The sequence below is a fragment of the Methylobacterium sp. UNC300MFChir4.1 genome (assembly GCF_900110155.1).
In the GTDB taxonomy this organism is placed as follows: Bacteria; Pseudomonadota; Alphaproteobacteria; order Rhizobiales; family Beijerinckiaceae; genus Methylobacterium.
Genome location: NZ_FOCS01000001.1, coordinates 541,293 through 560,987 on the forward strand (window position 1 = coordinate 541,293; position 19,695 = coordinate 560,987).

Annotated in this window: 17 protein-coding genes and 2 tRNA genes; 5 read left to right on the forward strand and 14 right to left on the reverse strand. The window is 72.1% G+C overall.

Annotated elements, in window-relative coordinates; translation table 11 throughout:
- Positions 1–46: 46 nt before the first annotated feature.
- The gene (locus tag BMY19_RS02570; RefSeq protein WP_020092880.1) at positions 47–382 is read left to right on the forward strand and encodes a hypothetical protein; all 336 of its coding nucleotides are present in this window, start codon (positions 47–49) and stop codon (positions 380–382) included.
- Between the two features lie 113 nt (positions 383–495).
- Here the strand turns inward: BMY19_RS02570 and BMY19_RS02575 are convergent, their stop codons facing one another.
- The 5 genes from BMY19_RS02575 to BMY19_RS02595 all read right to left on the reverse strand — a co-directional run bounded on the left by BMY19_RS02575 (position 496) and on the right by BMY19_RS02595 (position 5,070).
- A complete protein-coding gene (locus tag BMY19_RS02575) occupies positions 496–1,143 on the reverse strand; it encodes a L,D-transpeptidase (RefSeq protein ID WP_100250765.1) in 648 nt (215 codons plus the stop codon).
- 147 nt (positions 1,144–1,290) lie between these two features.
- Entirely contained in the window at positions 1,291–2,109 is an 819-nt protein-coding gene (locus BMY19_RS02580; protein WP_042672245.1) for a transglutaminase-like domain-containing protein, read from the reverse strand.
- A 75-nt stretch (positions 2,110–2,184) separates the two neighbouring features.
- A complete protein-coding gene (locus BMY19_RS02585; protein ID WP_100250766.1) occupies positions 2,185–3,114 on the reverse strand; it encodes a transglutaminase family protein in 930 nt (309 codons plus the stop codon).
- A 72-nt stretch (positions 3,115–3,186) separates the two neighbouring features.
- A complete protein-coding gene (locus tag BMY19_RS02590; protein ID WP_020092876.1) occupies positions 3,187–3,783 on the reverse strand; it encodes a NepR family anti-sigma factor in 597 nt (198 codons plus the stop codon).
- A 120-nt stretch (positions 3,784–3,903) separates the two neighbouring features.
- Positions 3,904–5,070: a transglycosylase SLT domain-containing protein gene (locus tag BMY19_RS02595; protein ID WP_020092875.1), complete on the reverse strand. Its 1,167-nt coding sequence runs from the start codon at positions 5,068–5,070 to the stop codon at positions 3,904–3,906.
- Positions 5,071–5,299: 229 nt separating this feature from the next.
- Between BMY19_RS02595 and alaS the strand changes: the two genes are divergently transcribed.
- Positions 5,300–7,978, forward strand: a complete 2,679-nt coding sequence (gene alaS / locus BMY19_RS02600; RefSeq protein ID WP_100250767.1) for an alanine--tRNA ligase — start codon at positions 5,300–5,302, stop codon at positions 7,976–7,978.
- Between the two features lie 170 nt (positions 7,979–8,148).
- On the opposite strand, the gene BMY19_RS02605 is transcribed toward alaS, so the two are convergent.
- From BMY19_RS02605 to mdeB, 6 genes are all read right to left on the reverse strand, one after another.
- Positions 8,149–8,418 carry a hypothetical protein gene (locus tag BMY19_RS02605; RefSeq protein WP_100250768.1) on the reverse strand — a complete coding sequence of 90 codons (270 nt, stop codon included), beginning with the start codon at positions 8,416–8,418 and terminating at the stop codon, positions 8,149–8,151.
- A 104-nt stretch (positions 8,419–8,522) separates the two neighbouring features.
- Positions 8,523–8,933 (reverse strand): DUF2147 domain-containing protein, encoded by a 411-nt coding sequence (locus BMY19_RS02610; protein WP_020092873.1) that lies wholly within the window; start codon positions 8,931–8,933, stop codon positions 8,523–8,525.
- Between the two features lie 34 nt (positions 8,934–8,967).
- Complete coding sequence (locus tag BMY19_RS02615; RefSeq protein ID WP_244534813.1) at positions 8,968–9,618, reverse strand: hypothetical protein; 651 nt, start codon at positions 9,616–9,618, stop codon at positions 8,968–8,970.
- Positions 9,619–9,895: 277 nt separating this feature from the next.
- On the reverse strand, positions 9,896–11,629 hold the full coding sequence (gene lpdA, locus BMY19_RS02620; protein WP_100250849.1) for a dihydrolipoyl dehydrogenase: 1,734 nt from the start codon (positions 11,627–11,629) through the stop codon (positions 9,896–9,898).
- 11 nt (positions 11,630–11,640) lie between these two features.
- Positions 11,641–13,017, reverse strand: a complete 1,377-nt coding sequence (locus tag BMY19_RS02625; protein ID WP_100250769.1) for a 2-oxo acid dehydrogenase subunit E2 — start codon at positions 13,015–13,017, stop codon at positions 11,641–11,643.
- Positions 13,018–13,091: 74 nt separating this feature from the next.
- Positions 13,092–15,776, reverse strand: a complete 2,685-nt coding sequence (mdeB, locus tag BMY19_RS02630) for an alpha-ketoglutarate dehydrogenase (RefSeq protein ID WP_100250850.1) — start codon at positions 15,774–15,776, stop codon at positions 13,092–13,094.
- Between the two features lie 180 nt (positions 15,777–15,956).
- Between mdeB and BMY19_RS02635 the strand changes: the two genes are divergently transcribed.
- Complete coding sequence (locus BMY19_RS02635; protein ID WP_020092868.1) at positions 15,957–16,445, forward strand: Lrp/AsnC family transcriptional regulator; 489 nt, start codon at positions 15,957–15,959, stop codon at positions 16,443–16,445.
- 236 nt (positions 16,446–16,681) lie between these two features.
- Here the strand turns inward: BMY19_RS02635 and BMY19_RS02640 are convergent.
- The 3 genes from BMY19_RS02640 to BMY19_RS02650 form a co-directional block, all read right to left on the reverse strand.
- A tRNA-Ala gene (locus tag BMY19_RS02640) sits at positions 16,682–16,757 on the reverse strand.
- 55 nt (positions 16,758–16,812) lie between these two features.
- A tRNA-Ala gene (locus tag BMY19_RS02645) sits at positions 16,813–16,888 on the reverse strand.
- A gap of 153 nt (positions 16,889–17,041) precedes the next feature.
- Complete coding sequence (locus BMY19_RS02650) at positions 17,042–17,428, reverse strand: TIGR02300 family protein (protein ID WP_026604880.1); 387 nt, start codon at positions 17,426–17,428, stop codon at positions 17,042–17,044.
- A 267-nt stretch (positions 17,429–17,695) separates the two neighbouring features.
- Here BMY19_RS02650 and aroA point away from each other — a divergent pair, with 267 nt between their 5' ends.
- Both aroA and cmk read left to right on the forward strand, forming a co-directional pair.
- Entirely contained in the window at positions 17,696–19,045 is a 1,350-nt protein-coding gene (gene aroA, locus BMY19_RS02655; protein WP_100250770.1) for a 3-phosphoshikimate 1-carboxyvinyltransferase, read from the forward strand.
- Between the two features lie 5 nt (positions 19,046–19,050).
- Entirely contained in the window at positions 19,051–19,689 is a 639-nt protein-coding gene (cmk, locus tag BMY19_RS02660) for a (d)CMP kinase (RefSeq protein ID WP_051123743.1), read from the forward strand.
- The last annotated feature ends 6 nt before the right edge of the window (positions 19,690–19,695 follow it).

Sequence of the window (19,695 nt, forward strand, 5' to 3'; positions counted from 1 at the left end):
CCGCCGGGCGGACGCGTTGGGTCCGCGCCGAGTGAAGGGTTCAGGGATGCGCCTCACTGTTTCCGGCCGATCCGGCCTGCGTGGACCTCTCCGTCTGGCGGTCGCCGCCCTGGCGCTCGCCGCCGTCGCTCCGAGTAGCGCGGCCTTCGCCCAGTACTACGACGATCCGGGCTACGACGGCGGTTACCGGCCGGTCCCGCGCCGGGCGCAGCGCGCCCCGGTCGGCTACAATTGCGACGCCGTCCAGCAGGGAATCACCGGCCCGAAGCCGTATTCCTGCCCGCTGCCGGGGCCGCGGCCCCTCGGCGTGCGCTGCTTCTGCGACATGCCGATCGCGTCGTTCAGCCCGCCGCAGACGGCCGTCGGCCGCGTCGTTCCCTGAGGCGCAGCCCCGCGCAGGCGACTGCACACGCGACGGGCCGCGCCCCCGGGTGGGATGACGCGGCCCGTGCGGCACAGGCGGGCAAGGGGCGCGGGTGATTCCGCGCCGCGCGCTCAGTTCAGGACGACGACCTTGGCGCCGACCTTCACGCGCTCGTACAGGTCGGTGACGTCGTCGTTGGTCATCCGGATGCAGCCCGACGAGACCGCCTGACCGATCGTGTCCGGCTCGTTGGAGCCGTGGATACGGTACTCGGTGCTGCCGATATACATGGCCCGGGCGCCGAGGGGGTTCTCGATGCCGCCCGCCATGTAACGCGGCAGGTCGGGACGACGGGCGATCATGGCCTTCGGGGGCGTCCACGACGGCCACTCGCGCTTGGCGGTGATCTTGTTGGTGCCGCTCCAGCTAAAGCCCGGACGGCCGACGCCGACGCCGTAGCGGATCGCCTCACCGTTGCCGAGCACGTAGTACAGGCGCCGCTCGGCGGTGGAGACCACGATCGTGCCGGGCGCGTAGGGCGCGTTGAACGCGACGATCTCGCGGGGGATCGGCTGGACCTGCGCCTGCGGCGCGGCCTGCACGCCCTGGCCGAAGCCCGGGGCGTAAGAGCCCTGGTAACCGTACTGTCCCTGATCGGAGTAGTACTCGTCGGCATTATCCGTGCCGAAGGGATCGTACGACGAAGCGGCGAGGACGGGCGTGGCGGCAAGAACAGACACGCCGAGGAGCGCGGCGAGTGCGGTGACCGTGGTCTTCATGAGTGGCCTACCTGTGCAATAACCTTTGCCATTACAAGCGTGAGCATAGGCTAGCAGTTCCATACTTCCGCCCGGAATTTGCTGTCCGGCGGAATACGCAGGCCGGCTTGGCCGTGCGGTGCGCGATATCACGAACGCGTGCGCGGCTCAGGGGGCTTCGTCCGTGTGGACGTCGAAGCGCGCGAGGTGGGCGTAGCCGAAGTTCGTCGAGATGGCGCAGTCGGTGGCGTCGCGGCCGCGGGCCATGACGATGCGGCCGATGCGGGGCCGGTTGTGGCGGGCGTCGAACGTGTACCAGCGCGGCCCCTCGGGCCCTTCGAGGAAGACCTCGAACCACGCGGAGAAGTCCATCGGCGCCGGGTCCTTCGGCACGCCGATATCGCCGAGGTAGCCGGTGGCGTAGCGGGCCGGGATGTTCATGCACCGGCACAGGGTGATCGCCAGGTGCGCGAAGTCCCGGCACACGCCCTCGCGCTGCATGAAGGCGTCGTGCGCGCTCCGGGTCGCGTCGGCGCGCTGATAGTCGAAGCGGATCCGCTCGTGCGTGTAGTCGACGATCGCCTGGACGCGGGCCCAGCCCTCCGGCGTGCCGCCGAACAGGGACCACGCGGTCTGCGAGAGCTTGTCGGTGTCGCAGTAGCGCGAGCCCAGGAGGAAGATCAGGACGTCGTCGGGCAGGTCCTGGACCGGGATCTGCCGGGCGTCCGGCACGACCGGATCGGGCTCGCCCGAATCCTCGACCGTGAAGTCGGCCGCGATGGTCAGCTGACCGGGCGGCGCGACGATGCGGTGGCAGATGTTGTCGAAGCCGTCCCGGTACGTCCGCGCCTCGAGCGGCGGATCGAACCCGATCGCGTGCGGGGTCAGCACGTCGTCGATCCGCGAGGGATGGACGCTCAGCATCAGGATCATCGGTGTCGGCTGCGACAGCGTGAAAGCGATATCGAAACCGGTCCTGATCTTCATCGGGGCCACCTTGCTCTGTCGCCGTCCGCGCGGAGTCGCCACGCACGCTCGTTCCGAGTCCGGGTGCGCGCGAACTCAACGCGCCAGGGTCGTCTCCGGCCCCTGCACGGTTCGGGCCGCCGGCCCGTCGGCAGGCAGTTCCACCACGTCGACGTCGACGCGCATGCCGAGATCGTCGCTGGCGAGGCCGAAGAAGGAGCCGTGCAGCGGCACGGCCTGGGCCGGATCGCGGGTCACCGCCACGCGGATCAGGTCGCGGTTGCCCACGATGCCGTTGGTCGGGTCGAACTCGACCCAGCCGGCGCCCGGCAGGTAGACCTGCAGCCAGGCGTGGGTGGAGCCGCCGCCGACGTGACGCGCCCGGTCGTTGCGCGGGTTGTAGAGGTATCCGGAGACGAAGCGGGCGGCCATGCCGAGCGCCCGGACGCCCTCCATCATCAGCACCGCGAAGTCCCGGCACGAACCGAGCTTCGTGCGCAGGGTCGTGAGCGGGTCCTGCACGCCCTTCTCGGAGCGGGCGAGGTAGGTGAAGTTCGCCCGCACGCTGCGCGTCATCGCGGCCAGCAGCTCCTGCGTCGGGATACGGCCCTGCGGCGGCAGGAAGCTCCGCGCCCAGGCATCGACCTCGTGCCGCGGGTCCGGCCATTGCCGCTCGATGGAGCGGGCGAGGTCCGGCATGTCCTCGGCGCCGTAGCCGAACGGGTAGTGGGTCGCGTGCGGCGCCAGGGGGAAGACCGGCGCGTGCTCCGGGGTGTGGTCGAGGGTGATGCCGCAGTCGAAGGTCAGGGTCTCGGCGCGGGTGTCGAAGGTCGCGACCGCCACGCAGTTGCCGAACACGTCGAACAGCCAGCGCAGGGCGGCCGGCTCCGGGGCGATGTCGAGGGTCGCCGCGATCAGCCGCTGATCGTAGCTGTCGCGCGGCCGGAACAAGATCCGGTGCTCGCCGAAGGCGACCGGACGCCGGTACCGGTAGACCGTGCGGTGGCGGACGGAGAGGATCGGCAAGTCGCAGGCTCCGGGCTCGCGCCGACGCGGTCACCGGCGATGCAAGGGCCGGGCCCGGCCGCGCGGAACGCCTCAGACCACCGGCGGGGCCGGGTCGGCGGCGGCGCGCTCGGCCTCGACCAGCACGTCGAGGGGGCGCCACGGCTTGGCGATGAAGACGGCCTCGGCCGGCAGCTCGGGGCGGGGAATGCCGTGGCCCGAGGTGATCACCAGACGGGCCCGGGGCCACAGGGTCGCCACCGCGCGGGCGAGCTGGAGGCCGTCCATCTCGCCGGCCAGCCGGACGTCGGCGAAGACGAGGGCGACGTCGCCCCCGCGCGCCTGGAGGACCGACAGGGCGGCCTCGGCGCTGTCGCACCCGACCACGTCGAGTTCGGTTTCCTCCAAGAGGGTCTCGGCGAGCGCGCGGATCTCGGGATCGTCCTCCACGACGAGCGCGAGACGCGGCGGACCGGCCTCGGCCGCCACGACGCTCGGCGCGCCCAGGGCGGCCTCGTCGCCCTCGTTCTGCCGCACGCGGCGGACCAGGGCCGCGAGGTGTTCGGGCACACCCTCGGTGACCAGATCATCGTAGAACGACGCCAGTTTCTGACCGATCTGATCGAGCGGAATACCCGGTGACAGCGTATCGGTGAGCGGCAGGGGTGCGCTCGTCTGGTGCTTTTTCAAGGACTCCCCCCGAAGTCGACTTCCGCGCCGCCCGAGGATGCGGCGCTCGAAGGAGGAAAGTCGGCAATCCGCCGCTGGTTGCGCCGGGCGTTCGGAATCCCGCCCGGCGTCACAGAGCCGTTACTGCGTGGCGAGCCCGGCGTCGGCGTCGGCATACGCCATGATTCCAGAGACTTGGCGGACGTTCTGGTAGCGCGTCCCGCGGGTGCTCATCATCGCCTCGAACTTCTCGTGCACCTGTGCGACCGACAGGCTCAGGGGCTTGCGGTGGCGGCCGCGCCCGACGAAGCGCCCGGCGGCGAAGAAGATCGAGCGGTTGGCCCGGGCCGGCCCCGGGAGCAGGGCCGCCGCGGCGGCGGCCGGCTTGTTCACGACGTTGGCGAGGAACTCCTCGGCGTCGTCCGGTCCGAGGAAGTGGGCGAGGTAGACCTCGCCGAGGGTCAGCTCGCGGCCGATGCGCAGGGCGATGCGGGCCGCGTCGCGCTTCAGCATCTCGCCGGCCATCAGCGCCGAGAGGTACGGGTCGCGGCGCAGTTCCAGCACCCGGGCGCGCTCCGCCGGATCGGTGATCACCGGCCGGTCGTTGGCGTCGGAGGTGATCAGCGCCGCGTCCTTCTCCAGCCCGTACTTGGCGCCGAAGTCGCGAACCACGCCGAGCCAGGTCCGCTCGATGAACTGGTAGAGGCCCGTCGCCGAGGACGTCTTGGCCTGGACCGCCGTGACGAAGCTCGATTCCTTGTCGGCTACCGCCATCAGCAGCACCGGATCGGTCTGGACCGCCTGGGCCGCCCGGACGATCGTCTGCACGAGGTGGCGCCGGATCTTCATCGGGCCGAACTCGAGGATGTCGTTCGGATCGCCGACGGCGCTCTCGGAGAGCAGGAAGTCGTACGACACGCGGTCGACCGTGTTGGAGCCGAGTTCGGTGTCGAGGTCGTGCACCGGGGCGAAGCTCGCGGCGGCGCGCAGCGGCGTCTGCTCCAGCGGGGTGGTGAGGGCGACGGTGTGGATGCGCGGGCGCGGCATCGGGAGCTCGGTGGCGGCCTCCGCGACCGACACGGCCGGCGACAGGCCGACCTTGGCGAGGTCCACGCCCGACCCGATCAGCGCGGCGCTGAGGCCGCCGGCGATCATCGAGACGGTGAGCAGGGAGCGGAACAGCGCGGGGCGGCTGCCATGGGCACGGCCCAGCATGGGCTGTGCGGCGATCACGTCGGCGCGGCCCGAGCCGAAATGGCCCTGCTTGCCGGTGATGGTCCTCGGCGATCCGACCGTGCGGCCCTGCATCGTTATCCCGACTCTCCACACGCCGCTGTGGCGCTACGGACTCACCATCGCTTGACAGATGTGGCGACAACACGGCCGCGCTTGTGGCCGAGTTGCGGCGTCCCGTGGAGATTTCGGGGCAGGCCGCCCGTGACTCGCGCGGCATCCCTCCTTAAGAGGGCGCCATGCGGGCGCCGGGCGGATGACGCGCGGCCGCCCTTTCCCGTCCGTACTGCCAGAGTCAGCCCCGATGAGCGGCGTCAACGAGATCCGGTCGACCTTCCTCGACTACTTCGCCAAGGCGGGCCACGAGGTCGTGCCGTCCTCGAGCCTCGTGCCGAAGAACGACCCGACGCTGATGTTCACGAACGCCGGCATGGTGCAGTTCAAGAACGTCTTCACCGGGATGGAGAAGCGCGCCTACGACCGGGCGACGACGGCGCAGAAATGCGTGCGGGCCGGCGGCAAGCACAACGACCTCGACAATGTCGGGTACACCGCGCGCCACCACACGTTCTTCGAGATGCTCGGCAACTTCTCGTTCGGCGACTACTTCAAGGACCGCGCGATCGAGCTGGCCTGGACGCTGATCACCAAGGAGTTCGGCCTCAAGCCCGACAAGCTCCTCGTCACCGTCTACGCCGACGACGACGAGGCCGCAGGCCTGTGGAAGAAGATCGCCGGCTTCTCCGATGACAAGATCATCCGGATCGGGACCTCCGACAATTTCTGGCAGATGGGCGATACCGGCCCCTGCGGCCCCTGCTCGGAGATCTTCATCGACCAGGGCCCGGCGCTGCAGGGCGGCCCGCCCGGCTCGCCGGACGAGGACGGCGACCGCTTCCTCGAGTTCTGGAACCTCGTGTTCATGCAGTACGAGCAGCTGGAGCCGGGCGTCCGGAACCCGCTGCCGCGGCCGTCGATCGACACCGGCATGGGCCTGGAGCGCATGGCGGCGATCCTCCAGGGCGTCCACTCGAACTACGACACCGACCTGTTCCGCGCGCTCATCGACGCGGTGGCCCACGCGGTCTCGCGGGCGCCGGAGGCGGCCACGATGGCGTCCTACCGGGTGATCGCCGACCACCTGCGGGCGGCCTCCTTCCTAGTGGCCGACGGTGTGCTGCCGGGCAACGAGGGCCGCGGCTACGTGCTGCGCCGGATCATGCGCCGCGCCATGCGCCACGCCGAGATCCTGGGGGCCCGCGAGCCCACCATGTTCCGCCTCGTGCCGACCCTCGTGCGCGAGATGGGCCAGGCCTACCCGGAGCTGATGCGGGCCGAGAGCCTGATCGCCGAGACCCTGAAGCTGGAGGAGACCCGCTTCCGCCGCACCCTCGAGCGGGGCTTGTCGATCCTCGACGCCGAGAGCCGCGACCTGCGGGAGGGCGACAAGCTCTCCGGCGAGACCGCCTTCACCCTCTATGACACCTACGGCTTCCCCCTCGACCTGACGCAGGACGCGCTCAAGGCCCGCGGCATCGGCGTGGACACCGACGCCTTCGCGGCCGCGATGCAGCGCCAGAAGCAGGCGGCCCGCGAGGCCTGGAAGGGCTCGGGCGAGGCGGCGACCGAGACGGTGTGGTTCGGACTGCGCGAGCGCGTCGGCGCCACCGAGTTCCTGGGCTACGAGACCGAGACCGCCGAGGGCATCGTGACCGCGCTCCTGCGCGACGGCGCCGAGGTGAAGGCCCTTGAGGCTGGTCAGACCGGCCTCGTCCTCGTCAATCAGACGCCGTTCTACGGGGAGTCGGGCGGCCAGGTCGGCGATACCGGCCTGATCCTGGCGCCGGGCGTGCGGGCGCGGGTGACCGACACCCAGAAGAAGCTCGGCGACGTGTTCGTCCACCACGTCACCGTGGAGGAGGGATCGGTGAGCCTCGACCAGCCGGTCGAGCTGAAGGTCGACAACGCCCGCCGCAGGGCGATCCGGGCCAACCACTCGGCCACCCACCTGCTCCACGAGGCGCTGCGGCAGGTGCTGGGCGACCACGTCGCCCAGAAGGGCTCGCTGGTCAGCCCCGACCGGCTGCGCTTCGACATCAGCCACCCGAAGCCGATCGAGGCCGACGAGCTCGGCCGCGTCGAGGACATCGCCAACGCGGTGCTGCTGCAGAACGCGCCCGTCGTCACGAAGCTGATGGCCGTGGACGACGCGATCGCGTCGGGCGCCCGCGCGCTGTTCGGCGAGAAGTACGGCGACGAGGTGCGGGTGGTCTCGATGGGGCTGCCGATCGACGGCGACGCCGCGCAACCGCGCGCCAAGAACTTCTCCGTGGAGCTCTGCGGCGGCACTCACGCCGCGCGCACCGGCGATATCGGGGCGATCACCATCGTGGCCGAGAGCGCGGTGGGCGCGGGCGTGCGCCGGATCGAGGCGCTGACCGCCGACGCGGCGCGCCGTCACCGGGCCGAGGAGGCCCGGACGCTGGCGGCGCTCGCCGGCATCCTCAAGGCGCCGGTCTCGGAGGCGCCCGACCGCCTGACCGCGCTGATGGAGGACCGGCGCCGCCTGGAGCGCGAACTGGCCGAGACCCGTCGCAAGCTCGCCATGGGCGGCGAGGGCGGCCCGGGCTCGGGCGCGCGGCAGACCGAGATCGGCGGGGTGGCCTTCCGCCGCTCCGTCATCGAGGGGCTCGACATGCGCGACCTCAAGCCGATCGTCGACGAGGAGAAGAAGCGCCTGGGCTCCGGCATCGTGGCGGTGGTCGGCATCGGACCGGACGGCAAGGCCGGGTTGGTGGTCGGCGTCACCGACGACCTGACCGCGCGCTACGACGCGGTCGGGCTGGTCCGGGCCGGGGCCGGGGCGCTCGGCGGGAAGGGCGGCGGCGGCCGCCGCGACATGGCGCAGGCCGGCGGCCCGAACGGGGCCGGGGCCGAGGCCGCCCTCGACGCCGTCGCGCAGGCCCTCACCGAGGCCGCCTAAGGCGCGACGCGCTGCGGAAGGGCCGCACCGTCACGGGTGCGGCCCGATCGTCCTCGGCGAGACCGGCGCGGTCGCCCCGAGAGAGCCCCGCACCCGTTCTAGCCGCGGGCAGATATCACGGCCCCTCTCGCGGGTCCTGTGCCGCTCGGGTTACCGGGGATCAGGCGCCATCACCGGCTGCCGCCGCCGCCACCGCCCTGCGGCGCGACCCGCGACGGCTGGTTGGCATTGCCCGCCGCCGCCGAGTTGTTGGAGATCGTGTCGGCCGGCCGGCCGGTGGGCGAATAGCTCACGGCGGCTCCGTTCCCGGTGGCGTCGATCTGCTGGCTCACCACGCCCGGCGCGCCGGGAGCGGGCGCGACGGGCCGGGCCTCGACCTGGGCGCTGGCCGGCGCGACGGTGGCGAGGGCGAGAAGGGCGGCGAGACATGTCCGGGTCATGAGAATCCTTGCTGGTTCCAGACCCAGGCAACCTCAGTCGCGCGCGATCGATCCCGCGTTGTTGCGACGCGGCACCGCCTCGCCCCGGCGCCCTCCGCGCGCGATCACTTCACGCGCGTCCAGGTCTGCCGCTTGCAGAACACGCTCATGACGCAGCCGGAGACCTCGAGCGAGTCGGGGCCCGTGAGCTTCAGCGAACCGGAATAGGTCTTGCCGTCGTTCGGGTTGTAGAGCGACCCCGAGAAGCCGCCGCCTTCGGGCTGTCGCGCGTCGAGGATCTGGACGCCGACGACGCTGCGGCCTCGCAGGGCCGGGTCCGGGTTCTTCGCGTCGAGCCCCTTCCCGGGTGCGCTGATGATCGTGCCGCAGAAGCCGCCGCCGCAGGGCGCGATGCGGACCTTCGAACTGCCGGTTTCCGTCAGCCATACGCCGGCCGGATCGGCCGCCAGGGCCGGCGCGCACGCCGCGCCCGTCGCGAGCAGGGCCAGAACCGCGCGACGAAACCTCGAACCCATACCTGTTCCTCCCAACCAAGAACGCGGCTGGGTTCTACCGCGATGCCTGCGGCAGCGCACCGCCCAGATACGTCTCGACGACCTCGCAGAACGGCTGCCCGGCCCCGGTCGACAGCACGGCGTCGATCTCGAAGAGCGGATCGTCCGGTCCGGGCGCGGCGCTCCGGACCGGCGCGCGCACCTCGACGGTGCTGCGCACCGGGGCTAGGGGACGCACGACCCGGCCGAAGGGCGTGCGGGTGGTGTCCAGCGTCGCGTTCATCTCCGGCGTGAGCCGGGCCGGCACGTACCAGTTATCCGCCTCGGACAGGACGCGGTCCCCGCAGGCGAGACGGACGCGGCGGTAGCGCACCGGCTCGTCCGGGCCGATCGCGAGACGGGCGCGCTGCGCGGCCGTCAGGGGCTTGTCGGCCACGGGCACGCGCTCCGCCACGAGGTGCGGGTCCCCGGCGAGCTTGTAGTCGGCACACCAGCTCTCGAGAGCGAAGGTCGCGCTGTGCGCCGCGAGGATACGGCTCCGCAGCGAGGCGATGAGCGCCTGCGGCCCGTCGGCGGCGGACGGCGTATCGGCCGGCTTCGGCGCCTCGGCGGCATCGCGCGCCCAGCTCGGCGACCCGGTCACCGCGACCGACCCCAGCAGCACCGCGAGGGCCAGGGGCGGCACCCGGAGCGCCGGTGCGGCCATTGCGGGCCGCGGGGCCCCGCGCGAGAATCGATCCCGCGACAGTAATGACAAGATGTGGGCAGCGGGGCGGAAAGACGGTCCGGTTTGCCACAGCATCTCGGATCATATCCTCCCAGCTGAACCACCAGATCTTCGCCACGTACTGCCGAATCGAGGCCCGGCAGAACGCTCCGACCGGACGGCTTCCCGGCCGTGCCGGCGACGCGGGCCGAGATCTATACAAGACGCGGCGATCCGTCGAGCCGCCGGGCGCACCGGCCCGGCGCCGACGTCGTGTCTACCGGCGGGCGACGGGCGGCAGGTCGGTGCAGAGGCCGAGCCCGGCCTCCGCCGCGAGACCGATCGTCTCGCCGAGGGTCGGGTGGGGGTGGATCGTCCGGCCGATATCGGTGGCGTCGGCGCCCATCTCGATCGCCAGCGCGACCTCGCCGATCATGTCGCCGGCGCTCGGGCCGACGATGGCGCCGCCGACGACGCGCCTGGTCTGCGCGTCGAACAGCAGCTTGGTCAGGCCGTAATCGGCGCCGTTGGCGATGGCCCGGCCCGAAGCGGCCCAGGGGAAGCGCGCCGCCTCGACGGCCCGCCCGGCCGCCTTCGCGGCCGTCTCGGTGAGCCCGGCCCAGGCGATCTCCGGGTCGGTGTAGGCCACCGAGGGGATCACGGCGGCGTCGAACCCGGCCTTGTGGCCGGCGGCGGCCTCGGCGGCGACGTGGCCCTGATGCACCGCCTTGTGGGCGAGCATCGGCTGGCCGACGCAATCGCCGATGGCGAAGATGTGCGGCACGTTCGTGCGCATCTGGGCGTCCACCGGCACGAAGCCGCCGTCCAGCGCCACGCCGGCCGCGTCGAGGCCGAGCGTCGCCCCGTTGGGCCGGCGGCCGGCGGCCTGGAGAACGAGGTCGTAGGTTCCGGGCTCGGCCCCGCCCGAGAAGGTCACGGCGATCCCGTCCGGTTTCGCCTCGGCGGAGACGACCTCGATCCCCGTCAGGACGCGGTCGAAACGGTGGGCGTTGCGCTTCGTCCAGACGCCGACGAGATCCCGGTCGACGCCCTCGAGCAGGCCGGGCAGGCGCTCGACCACGTCGACCCGCGCGCCGAGCGCGCTGTAGACGGTCGCCATCTCCAGGCCGATGATGCCGCCGCCGATCACCAGGAGCCGGCGCGGCACGGCGGGCAGTTCCAGCGCCCCGGTGGAATTCACGATCCGCGGATCGTCCGGGAGCATCGGCAGGGCCACCGGCGCCGAGCCCGCCGCCACGACGGCGCCCGTGAAGGTGACGTCGCGCGTGCCGCCGTCGTGCAGCGTCACCGAGACCGTGCGGGGCCCGGTGAAGCGGGCTGTCCCTCGGACCACCTCGACCTTGCGCTGGCGCGCCATCTGGGCGAGCCCGTCGGTCAGGCGGCGGACGGTGCCGGCCTTGAAGGTCCGCAGCTTCTCCAGATCGACCGTCGGCGCGCCGAAGCTGATCCCGTGCGCGGCCAGCCGGACGGCCTCCTCGGTGACCGCGGCCACGTGGAGCAGCGCCTTCGAGGGGATGCAGCCCACGTTGAGGCAGACGCCGCCGAGGGTCGCGTGGCGCTCGACCAGGATGACCCGCTGCCCGAGATCGGCGGCCCGGAAGGCGGCCGAGTAGCCGCCCGGTCCTCCGCCGATCACCAGGAGATCGCAGCCCGCGCCGGCCTGCGGCTTCGGCGGCGGCGCGGCGGGCGTGGGCGTGGGCGCGGGGGTCGGGGCCGAGGCAGGGGCCGGTTCGCCGCGCGCGTCGGTCGCCTCGACCGCGAGGCGGGCGACGAGGGTGCCGGCCGAGACCGTGTCGCCGAGGCCGACCAGCATCTCGACGAGGCGGCCCGCCGCGGGGGAGGGGATGTCCAGCGTCGCCTTGTCGGATTCGACCACCAGCAGGGTCTGGTCCTTGGCGACCGGCTGGCCGGGCGCCACCGGGATCTCGATGACGGGCACGTCGGCGTAGTCCCCGAGATCGGGGACGCGGATGTCGAGGGTCTCGGGCATGGCGGCGGCGGTCACAGGAGGGCGCGGCGCAGGTCCGACAGGACCGAGGCCACGTGGCCGAGGAAGCGGGCGGCGGCGACGCCGTCCACGACGCGGTGGTCCCAGGACAGACTGAGCGGCAGGATCAGGCGCGGCTGGAAGGCCTTGCCGTCCCAGACCGCCTCGGTGCGCGAGCGCGCCGCGCCCAGGATCGCGACCTCGGGGGCGTTGATGATCGGGGTGAAGCCGTCGCCGCCGATGCCGCCGAGCGACGAGACCGAGAAGCAGCCGCCCTGCATGTCGGAACCCGGGAGGGTTCCGACCCGGGCCTTCTCGGCCATCGCGGCCATCTCGGTGGCGATCTCGATGAGGCCCTTGCGGTCGCAGTCGCGCACCACCGGCACCATCAGGCCCTTCGGCGTGTCCACCGCGAAGCCGACATGGACGTAGTCCTTCAGGACGAGGTCGCTGCCCTCCAGGGAGGAATTGAAGCGCGGATAGGCGCGCAGCGCCGAGGCCGCCGCCTTTATCAGGAAGGCCACCATAGTGACCCGGGCGGGCGGCGTGCGCGTCTCCGTGTTGAGGCCGACCCGGAACGACTCGATCTCGGTGACGTCGGCCCGGTCGAAGTTGGTCACGTGCGGGATCGTCAGCCAGTTGCGGCTGAGATTGGCCCCCGAGAGGCTCTGGATGCGCGACAGCGGCTCGCGCCGCACCGGCCCGTACTTGGCGAAGTCGACCTCCGGCCAGGGCGGCAGGCCGGCGCCGATGCCGGACGCGGCGGCGGGCGCCTGGGCCGGCGCGTTGAGGGCCGCCTTGACGAAGGCGTGCACGTCCTCGCGCAGGATCCGCCCCTTCGGCCCGGTGGCGGCGACGCGGTCGAGCCCGACGCCCAGCTCGCGGGCGAGCTGGCGGACCGACGGGCTGGCATGCACGTCGCCGCTCGTCGCCTGGATCGGATCGGCCTGAATCGGCTTCGGCGAGGCGCGACCGGCTTCCTCTCCCGTGAGGGACAGGATTGGAGTGAGGGGTGCGCCGTTTCCGGAAAACCCCGATCCCTCACCCTGTCCCTCTCCCGAACGGGAGAGGGGACCCGCGCTCCGCTCGGAGGACGCCGAGGTCGCGGCAGCCGGCGAGGTGTCCGGCACCGGTGCGACCCCGCCGCCCTCGGCAGGCTCCACCGTCAGGATCGGCGTGCCCTCGGAGACCTTCGACCCCACCGACACCAGCAACTCGCGCACGATGCCGGCGACCGGGGAGGGGACCTCCATGGTGGCCTTGTCGGACTCGATGCTGAGGATCAGGTCGTCCACCGCGAGGCGGTCACCGGGCTTCACCAGAAGCTCGATGACCGGCACGTCCCGGTAATCGCCGATATCCGGAAGGGCGATCTGCAGCGCGGCGCTCATGCGGGCGAATTCCGTGGCTCGGGCGTTCGGAGAAGGGGTGGGACGGATGGCGCCCCTCGACGGGGCGCCCGGCCTCAGATCGTCCAGGGCGCGGGCGCGTCGGCCGCGACGCCGTAGCGGCGGATCGCGTCCGCCACCGCGGCGCGCGGCACCGTGCCGGCCTCAGACAGGGCGTGCAGGGCGGCGATGACCACGTGCTGCCGGTCGACCTCGAAGAACCGACGGAGCGCGTTGCGGGTGTCGCTGCGCCCGAACCCGTCGGTGCCGAGGGCGACGAAGCGCGCGCCGACATAGGAGGCGATCAGCTGCGGGTAGGCCCGGACGTAGTCGCTCGCCGCGACGATGGGCGCCGTGCCCGGCAGCAGCGCCGCGACGTGGCTGACCGGCGCCTCGGCCTCCGGGTTGAGCATCGCCTGCCGCTCGGCCTCGCGGGCATCGCGGGCCAGCTCGCTGAAGCTCGTCACGCTGAACACCTCGGCCGCGACGCCGAAATCCTGCGCGAGCAGCGCCGCCGCCGCGATCACCTCCGGCAGGATCGCCCCGGAGCCGAGGAGCCGCACAGCGGCGCCCGTCCCTTGTCCGGCCTCCGGCCCCGACAGGCGGTACATGCCCTTCAGGATCCCGGCCTCCGCCCCCTGCGGCATGGACGGCTGGGCGTAGTTCTCGTTCATCGCCGTGAGGTAGTAGAAGGCGTCCTCGCCTTCCTCCATCATCGCCCGGGCGCCCCGGTCGACGATCACCGCCATCTCGTACGCGAAGGCCGGATCGTAGGCCCGGCAGTTCGGGATCGCGGCCGCCTGCATGTGGCTCGAACCGTCCTGGTGCTGCAGGCCCTCGCCGCCGAGCGTCGTGCGGCCCGCCGTGGCGCCGATCAGGAAGCCGCGGGCCCGCTGGTCGGCCGCCGCCCAGATCAGGTCGCCGACCCGCTGGAAGCCGAACATCGAGTAGTAGATGTAGAACGGCAGCATCGACAGGCCGTGGACGCTGTAGGACGTGGCCGCCGCCGTCCAGGACGAGATCGCCCCGGCCTCGGTGATGCCCTCCTCGAGGAGCTGCCCGTCCCGGGCCTCGCGGTAGTAGAGCATGGAGCCGGCATCCTCCGGCTCGTAGAGCTGCCCCTGCGGCGCGTAGATCCCGACCTGCCGGAACAGGTTGGCCATGCCGAAGGTCCGCGCCTCGTCGGCGACGATCGGCACGATGCGCGGCCCGAGATCCTTGTGCTTCAGGAGGTTGCCGAACAGGCGCACCACCGCGGTGGTGGTCGACATCTCCTTCCCGCCGGCCTCGAGGGCGAAGCCCGCGTAGGTGGAGAGTGCCGGGACCGGAACGGTCGGCGCCGTGCGGCGGCGGGCCGGCAGGACGCCGCCGAGCATCTCGCGCCGCTCGCGCAGGTAGCGCATCTCGGCGCCGTCCTCGGCCGGCTTGTAGAAGGCCAGGCCCTCCACCTGCGCGTCCGACAGCGGCAGGGCGAAGCGGTCGCGGAAGGCGCGCAGCGCGTCGACGTCGAGCTTCTTGGCCTGGTGGGCGGTCATGCGCGACTCGCCCGCGCCGCCCATGCCGTAGCCCTTCTTGGTCTTGGCCAGGATCACCGTCGGCCGGCCCTTGGTGGCCTTGGCGGCCGCGAAGGCCGCGTAGAGCTTGCGGAAGTCGTGGCCGCCGCGCTTCAGCCGGTCGACGTCGGCGTCCGACATGTGGGCGACGAGCTCGCGCACCTCCGGGTCCTCGCCGAAGAAGTGCGCGAGGTTGTATGCGCCGTCCTTGGCACCGAGCGTCTGGTACTTGCCGTCCACCGTGTCGGCGAAGCGGCGCAGCAGGGCGTGGTTGGTGTCGCGGGCGAAGATCCCGTCCCACTCCGAGCCCCACAGCACCTTGATGACGTTCCAGCCGGCGCCGCGGAACAGGCTCTCCAACTCCTGGATGATCTGGCCGTTGCCGCGCACCGGCCCGTCGAGCCGCTGCAGGTTGCAGTTGATGACAAAGGTCAGGTTGTCGAGATTCTCGCGCGCGGCGAGCGCCAGGCCGCCGATCGACTCGGGCTCGTCCATCTCGCCGTCGCCGAACACGCCCCAGACGTGCCGGCCGGTGGTGTCGGCGAGGCCCCGGTCGCCGAGGTAGCGCATGAACCGCGCTTGGTAGACCGCGTGGATCGGGCCGATGCCCATGGAGCCGGTGGGGACCTGCCAGAAATCCGGCATCAACCAGGGATGCGGGTAGGAGCAGAGCCCGTCGCCGGCGATCTCCTGGCGGTAGTGCTTCAGCTGCTCCTCGGACAGCCGGCCCTCGAGGAAGGCCCGCGCGTAGACGCCCGGCGCGGAGTGCGGCTGGAAATAGACGAGGTCGCCGTCCGTGCCGCCCTTGAAGAAGTGATTGAAGCCGACCTCGAACAGCTCCGCCGCCGAGGCGTAGCTCGCCACGTGGCCGCCGAGCTCGCCGTAGGCCATGTTGGCACGCACCACCATGGCCAGCGCGTTCCAGCGCATGATCGAGGTCAGGCGCTCCTCGATGTCGAGGTCGCCGGGGTAGCGCGGCTGCTTCTCCAGCGCGATCGTGTTCCGGTAGGGCGAGTAGGGCAGGGCCTCGTCGAGGATGCCGATCTCCTTCGAGCGCCGCTCCAGGCGATCGAGGATGAAGCGCGCCCGGGCCGCACCCTCGGTGCGGAAGACGGATTCCAGCGCGGCGAGCCAGTCCTGGGTCTCGGCCGGATCGTGATCCACCTCGGCGGACCGCGCGATCGTGGCTTTCGGCGGTATGGCGTTCATCGGCGCGGCCTCCCTGGTCGGCGCGATCATACGAGGATCGCGGCGGCGGGACATGCCGGATATTTGCCGCGATGCCGGGGTTCGCGGATTGATATTCCCTGATACGGGCTGTAGGCGGCAAAACATGCCGCATCCTGCGCCTCAGGCCGCGCACGCGGTTCCCGACCGGAGACCGATCGCATGCCCGCCCGACCGGCCGCCCTCGACGCCGCGAGCCTGCGCATCCTCGAGTGCCTGCAGCAGGACAGCGAGATCAGCATCGCGGATCTCGCGGAGCGTGTCGGCCTCTCGACGTCGCCGTGCTGGCGACGCGTCAACGACCTGAAGGAGGCGGGGGTGATCCGCGGCTGCGTGGCGGTTGTCGACCCGCTGAGCCTCGGGCTCGCGGTCAACGTCTTCGTCCACGTGTCGCTGGAGAAGCAGACCCAGGCCGCGCTCCAGGCCTTCGACGAGGCGGTGCGCAGCCGCCCGGAGGTGATGGAGTGCTACCTGATGAGCGGCGAGGCCGACTACATGCTGCGCGTCGTCGTCGAGGATCTGGGCCAGTACCAGAAGCTCGTCCTCGACCACCTCACGCGGATCCCCGGCGTGGCCAACATCCGCTCGAGCTTCGCCCTGGGGCAGGTGAAGTACACGACCGCGCTGCCGCTCGGTCACCTGACCCGCTGAGCCGGATTGATACAGCGAGGAGTCCCGATGCGGGCCTGGACGGCCGGGACGGGTTCCGCCTGAAACCCTCGGGCGATCTCCTCTCCGCCATCACGAGCAACGCGTGGTGACTCAGGACCGCGCGACCTCAGTCGTCGCGCCGACGGGATCGTTTCGCTGCGCGCGCAGGGACGGTGCTGTGGGGATCTGCCTGACGGCGCGGAAGGCCGGGACGGCCGCGTCGCGCCTGCGAGGAATGGTGGAGCCTAACGGGATCGAACCGATGACCTCTTCCATGCCATGGAAGCGCTCTCCCAGCTGAGCTAAGGCCCCATATTTTTAAACGCGGTCCGCGTCCCCGATAGGGCCGCGTCGCGCGAGGGTGGGATGGTGGAGCCTAACGGGATCGAACCGATGACCTCTTCCATGCCATGGAAGCGCTCTCCCAGCTGAGCTAAGGCCCCACTTTTTACATCCACCGCGGTTTGGGTACCGCGGGGTCTCGCCGGTCCGGGTCGCGGTCGGCGAGGCCGGTTCTATAGGCGGCTCGCATCGCGGACTCAACCCCCTTTTTCGCTGCCGCCGGGGGTTTTTGGTCGGGAGAGACGGAGGCCGCCTCAGCCCTCCTCGTCGTTCTCGATATCGCCGTCGATCAGGTCGGAGACGTCGTCGTCGCCGGAATCCTCTTCCTCCAGGAAGGTATCGTCGTCGGAGGATTCCCCGTCCTCGACCGAGTCGTCCTCGGGCGTCGGATCGGCGTCGTCCTCGGCGGCCTCGACCTCGTCGAGGGAGACCATCTCCGGGCCCTTCTCGTCCGTCTCGTCCTCATCGTCGGTGTTGGCCGGGCCCCGCGACAGCGCCGGGGGGGCCGCACGGCTGGAGGTGGCCACCGCCTGATAGACCGCGCCGCATTTCGGGCAGACCGCGGGATCGCGGGCGAGGTCGTAGAACTTCGCGCCGCAGCTCATGCACTGGCGCTTCAAGCCAAGTTCCGGTCGGGCCACGGGCGGACACCTCGTCGTCAGTACTGTCTCGGGGGAGGCGCCCCGTTAGTCGCGGTGAAAGCGCCTGTCAATCGAGCCCGCGCAGGGCGTTTCGGGCGGCGCGCCCCCGCGTGCGGCGCCCGGGATCGGCGCGGGCAGCGGATGGATGACGGCGGGCGGTGCCCGTGTTAACGGCGCGGCGATTTCACCGTCCGATTGCAGCGCCGCGGCAGGGCCGCGCGACGCGCCGGATCCAGGCCCACGTCTCAGAGCCCGAACGGACGTCCCGTGTCGCACGATTCGACCCCCCAGCCCCTCACCGCCGCGGCGGGCGCCCCGCTGCGTGGACGCCTGCGCCCGCCCGGCGACAAGTCGATCTCGCACCGGTCGATGATCCTCGGCCTGCTCAGCCAGGGCGAGACGCGGGTCGAAGGCCTGCTGGAGGGCGACGACGTCCTGCGCACCGCCGCTGCCGCGAAGGCGCTCGGGGCAGGGGTCGAGCGCCTCGGGGCCGGGAGCTGGCGGGTCCGGGGCGTCGGGATCGGCGGCCTCGGCGACCCGGCCGAGGTTCTCGATTTCGGCAATGCCGGCACCGGTTCGCGGCTGATGATGGGCGTGGTCGGCGGGCAGCCGGTGACCGCAACCTTCGACGGCGACGCCTCCCTGCGCTCGCGGCCGATGCGCCGCATCCTCGACCCGCTCACCCGGATGGGCACGCAGGTCCTGGCCGAGGCCGAGGGCGGCCGCGTGCCCCTGACCCTGCGGGGTCCCAGGGAGGCGATCCCGATCACCTACAAGACTCCGGCGGCCTCCGCGCAGATCAAGTCGGCGGTCCTGCTCGCCGGCCTCAACGCCCCCGGCGTCACGACCGTGATCGAGGCGGCCGCGACCCGCGATCACACCGAGCGGATGCTGCGCCTGTTCGGCGCCGCGGTCAGCGTCGAGCCGCACGGGCCGGGCGGCCACGGCCGCAGGGTCGCGCTGACGGGGCAGCCGACCCTGCGCGGCACCGACGTGGTGGTGCCGGCCGACCCGTCCTCGGCGGCGTTCCCGCTGGTGGCGGCGCTGATCGTGCCCGGCTCCGACGTGGTGATCGAGGGCGTGATGATGAACCCGCTGCGCATCGGGCTGATCACGACGCTCCTCGAGATGGGCGCGCAGATCGAGCGCGTGGCCGAGCGGGAGGAGGGTGGCGAGACCGTGGCAGACCTGCGCGTGCGCGCGAGCCGCCTGACCGGCGTCGACGTCCCGGCCGAGCGGGCGCCCGCGATGATCGACGAGTACCCGGTGCTGGCGGTGGCGGCGAGCTTCGCCGAGGGCCGGACCCGGATGAACGGCCTGCACGAGCTGCGGGTGAAGGAATCGGACCGGCTCGCGGCCGTGGCGGCCGGGCTCGCCGCGAACGGCGTCCGCCACGCGGTCGAGGGCGACGATCTCGTGGTCGAGGGCGACGGCACCGCGGCGCCGGGCGGCGGGACGGTGGCGACCCACCTCGACCACCGCATCGCCATGGCGTTCCTGGTGATGGGGCTCGCGGCGCGGAACCCGGTCACGGTGGATGACGGCGCGATGATCGCCACGAGCTTCCCGAGCTTCCTTCCGACCATGCAGGCCCTCGGCGGCCAGATCGGGGCGTGACCGCCATGCCGCTCGTCATCGCGATCGACGGACCGGCCGCGTCCGGCAAGGGTACCCTCGCCAAGCGTCTGGCCGACCATTACGGCCTGCCGCATCTCGACACCGGGCTCCTCTACCGGGCGGTGGCGCTTGCCCTGATCGACGCCGGTCTGTCGCTGGACGACGCCGCCGCCGCGGCGCGGGCGGCCCAGGCCCTCGACGCCGGTCGGCTCGACGATCCGCGCCTGCGCGAGCGGGCGATGGGCGAGGCGGCCTCCCGCGTCTCGTCGGTGCCGGAGGTCCGCGCCGGGCTGCTCGCGTGGCAGCGCCGCTTCGCTGCCGACCCGCAGGGGGCGGTACTCGACGGGCGCGACATCGGCACGGTCGTGTGCCCCGAGGCCGCGGTGAAGCTGTTCATCACCGCCTCGTCCGAGGAGCGTGCCCGCCGTCGCCACCGCGAACTGGCCGGCCGCGGCGAGGCGGCGACCTTCGCGGCGATCCTGGCCGACATCGAGGCCCGCGACGCCCGGGACGCGTCGCGCAGCGCCGCCCCCCTGCGCATGGCCGAGGACGCGGTCCGGCTCGACACCACCGAGCTCGACGCGGACGCGGCCTTCGACGAGGCCCGGGACATCGTGGAGCGGACCCGCGGCGACGCGGCCTGAGGGTTG

Bases quoted from the DNA above. Each gene is read 5' to 3' on its own strand.
- BMY19_RS02575 (WP_100250765.1), bottom strand. From the start codon at position 1,143: ATGAAGACCACGGTCACCGCACTCGCCGCGCTCCTCGGCGTGTCTGTT.
- BMY19_RS02570 (WP_020092880.1), top strand. From the start codon at position 47: ATGCGCCTCACTGTTTCCGGCCGATCCGGCCTGCGTGGACCTCTCCGT.
- BMY19_RS02615 (WP_244534813.1), bottom strand. From the start codon at position 9,618: ATGGCCGCACCGGCGCTCCGGGTGCCGCCCCTGGCCCTCGCGGTGCTG.
- BMY19_RS02625 (WP_100250769.1), bottom strand. From the start codon at position 13,017: ATGAGCGCCGCGCTGCAGATCGCCCTTCCGGATATCGGCGATTACCGG.
- BMY19_RS02595 (WP_020092875.1), bottom strand. From the start codon at position 5,070: ATGCAGGGCCGCACGGTCGGATCGCCGAGGACCATCACCGGCAAGCAG.
- BMY19_RS02610 (WP_020092873.1), bottom strand. From the start codon at position 8,933: ATGGGTTCGAGGTTTCGTCGCGCGGTTCTGGCCCTGCTCGCGACGGGC.
- alaS (WP_100250767.1), top strand. From the start codon at position 5,300: ATGAGCGGCGTCAACGAGATCCGGTCGACCTTCCTCGACTACTTCGCC.
- lpdA (WP_100250849.1), bottom strand. From the start codon at position 11,629: ATGCCCGAGACCCTCGACATCCGCGTCCCCGATCTCGGGGACTACGCC.
- cmk (WP_051123743.1), top strand. From the start codon at position 19,051: ATGCCGCTCGTCATCGCGATCGACGGACCGGCCGCGTCCGGCAAGGGT.
- mdeB (WP_100250850.1), bottom strand. From the start codon at position 15,776: ATGAACGCCATACCGCCGAAAGCCACGATCGCGCGGTCCGCCGAGGTG.
- BMY19_RS02580 (WP_042672245.1), bottom strand. From the start codon at position 2,109: ATGAAGATCAGGACCGGTTTCGATATCGCTTTCACGCTGTCGCAGCCG.
- BMY19_RS02635 (WP_020092868.1), top strand. From the start codon at position 15,957: ATGCCCGCCCGACCGGCCGCCCTCGACGCCGCGAGCCTGCGCATCCTC.
- BMY19_RS02605 (WP_100250768.1), bottom strand. From the start codon at position 8,418: ATGACCCGGACATGTCTCGCCGCCCTTCTCGCCCTCGCCACCGTCGCG.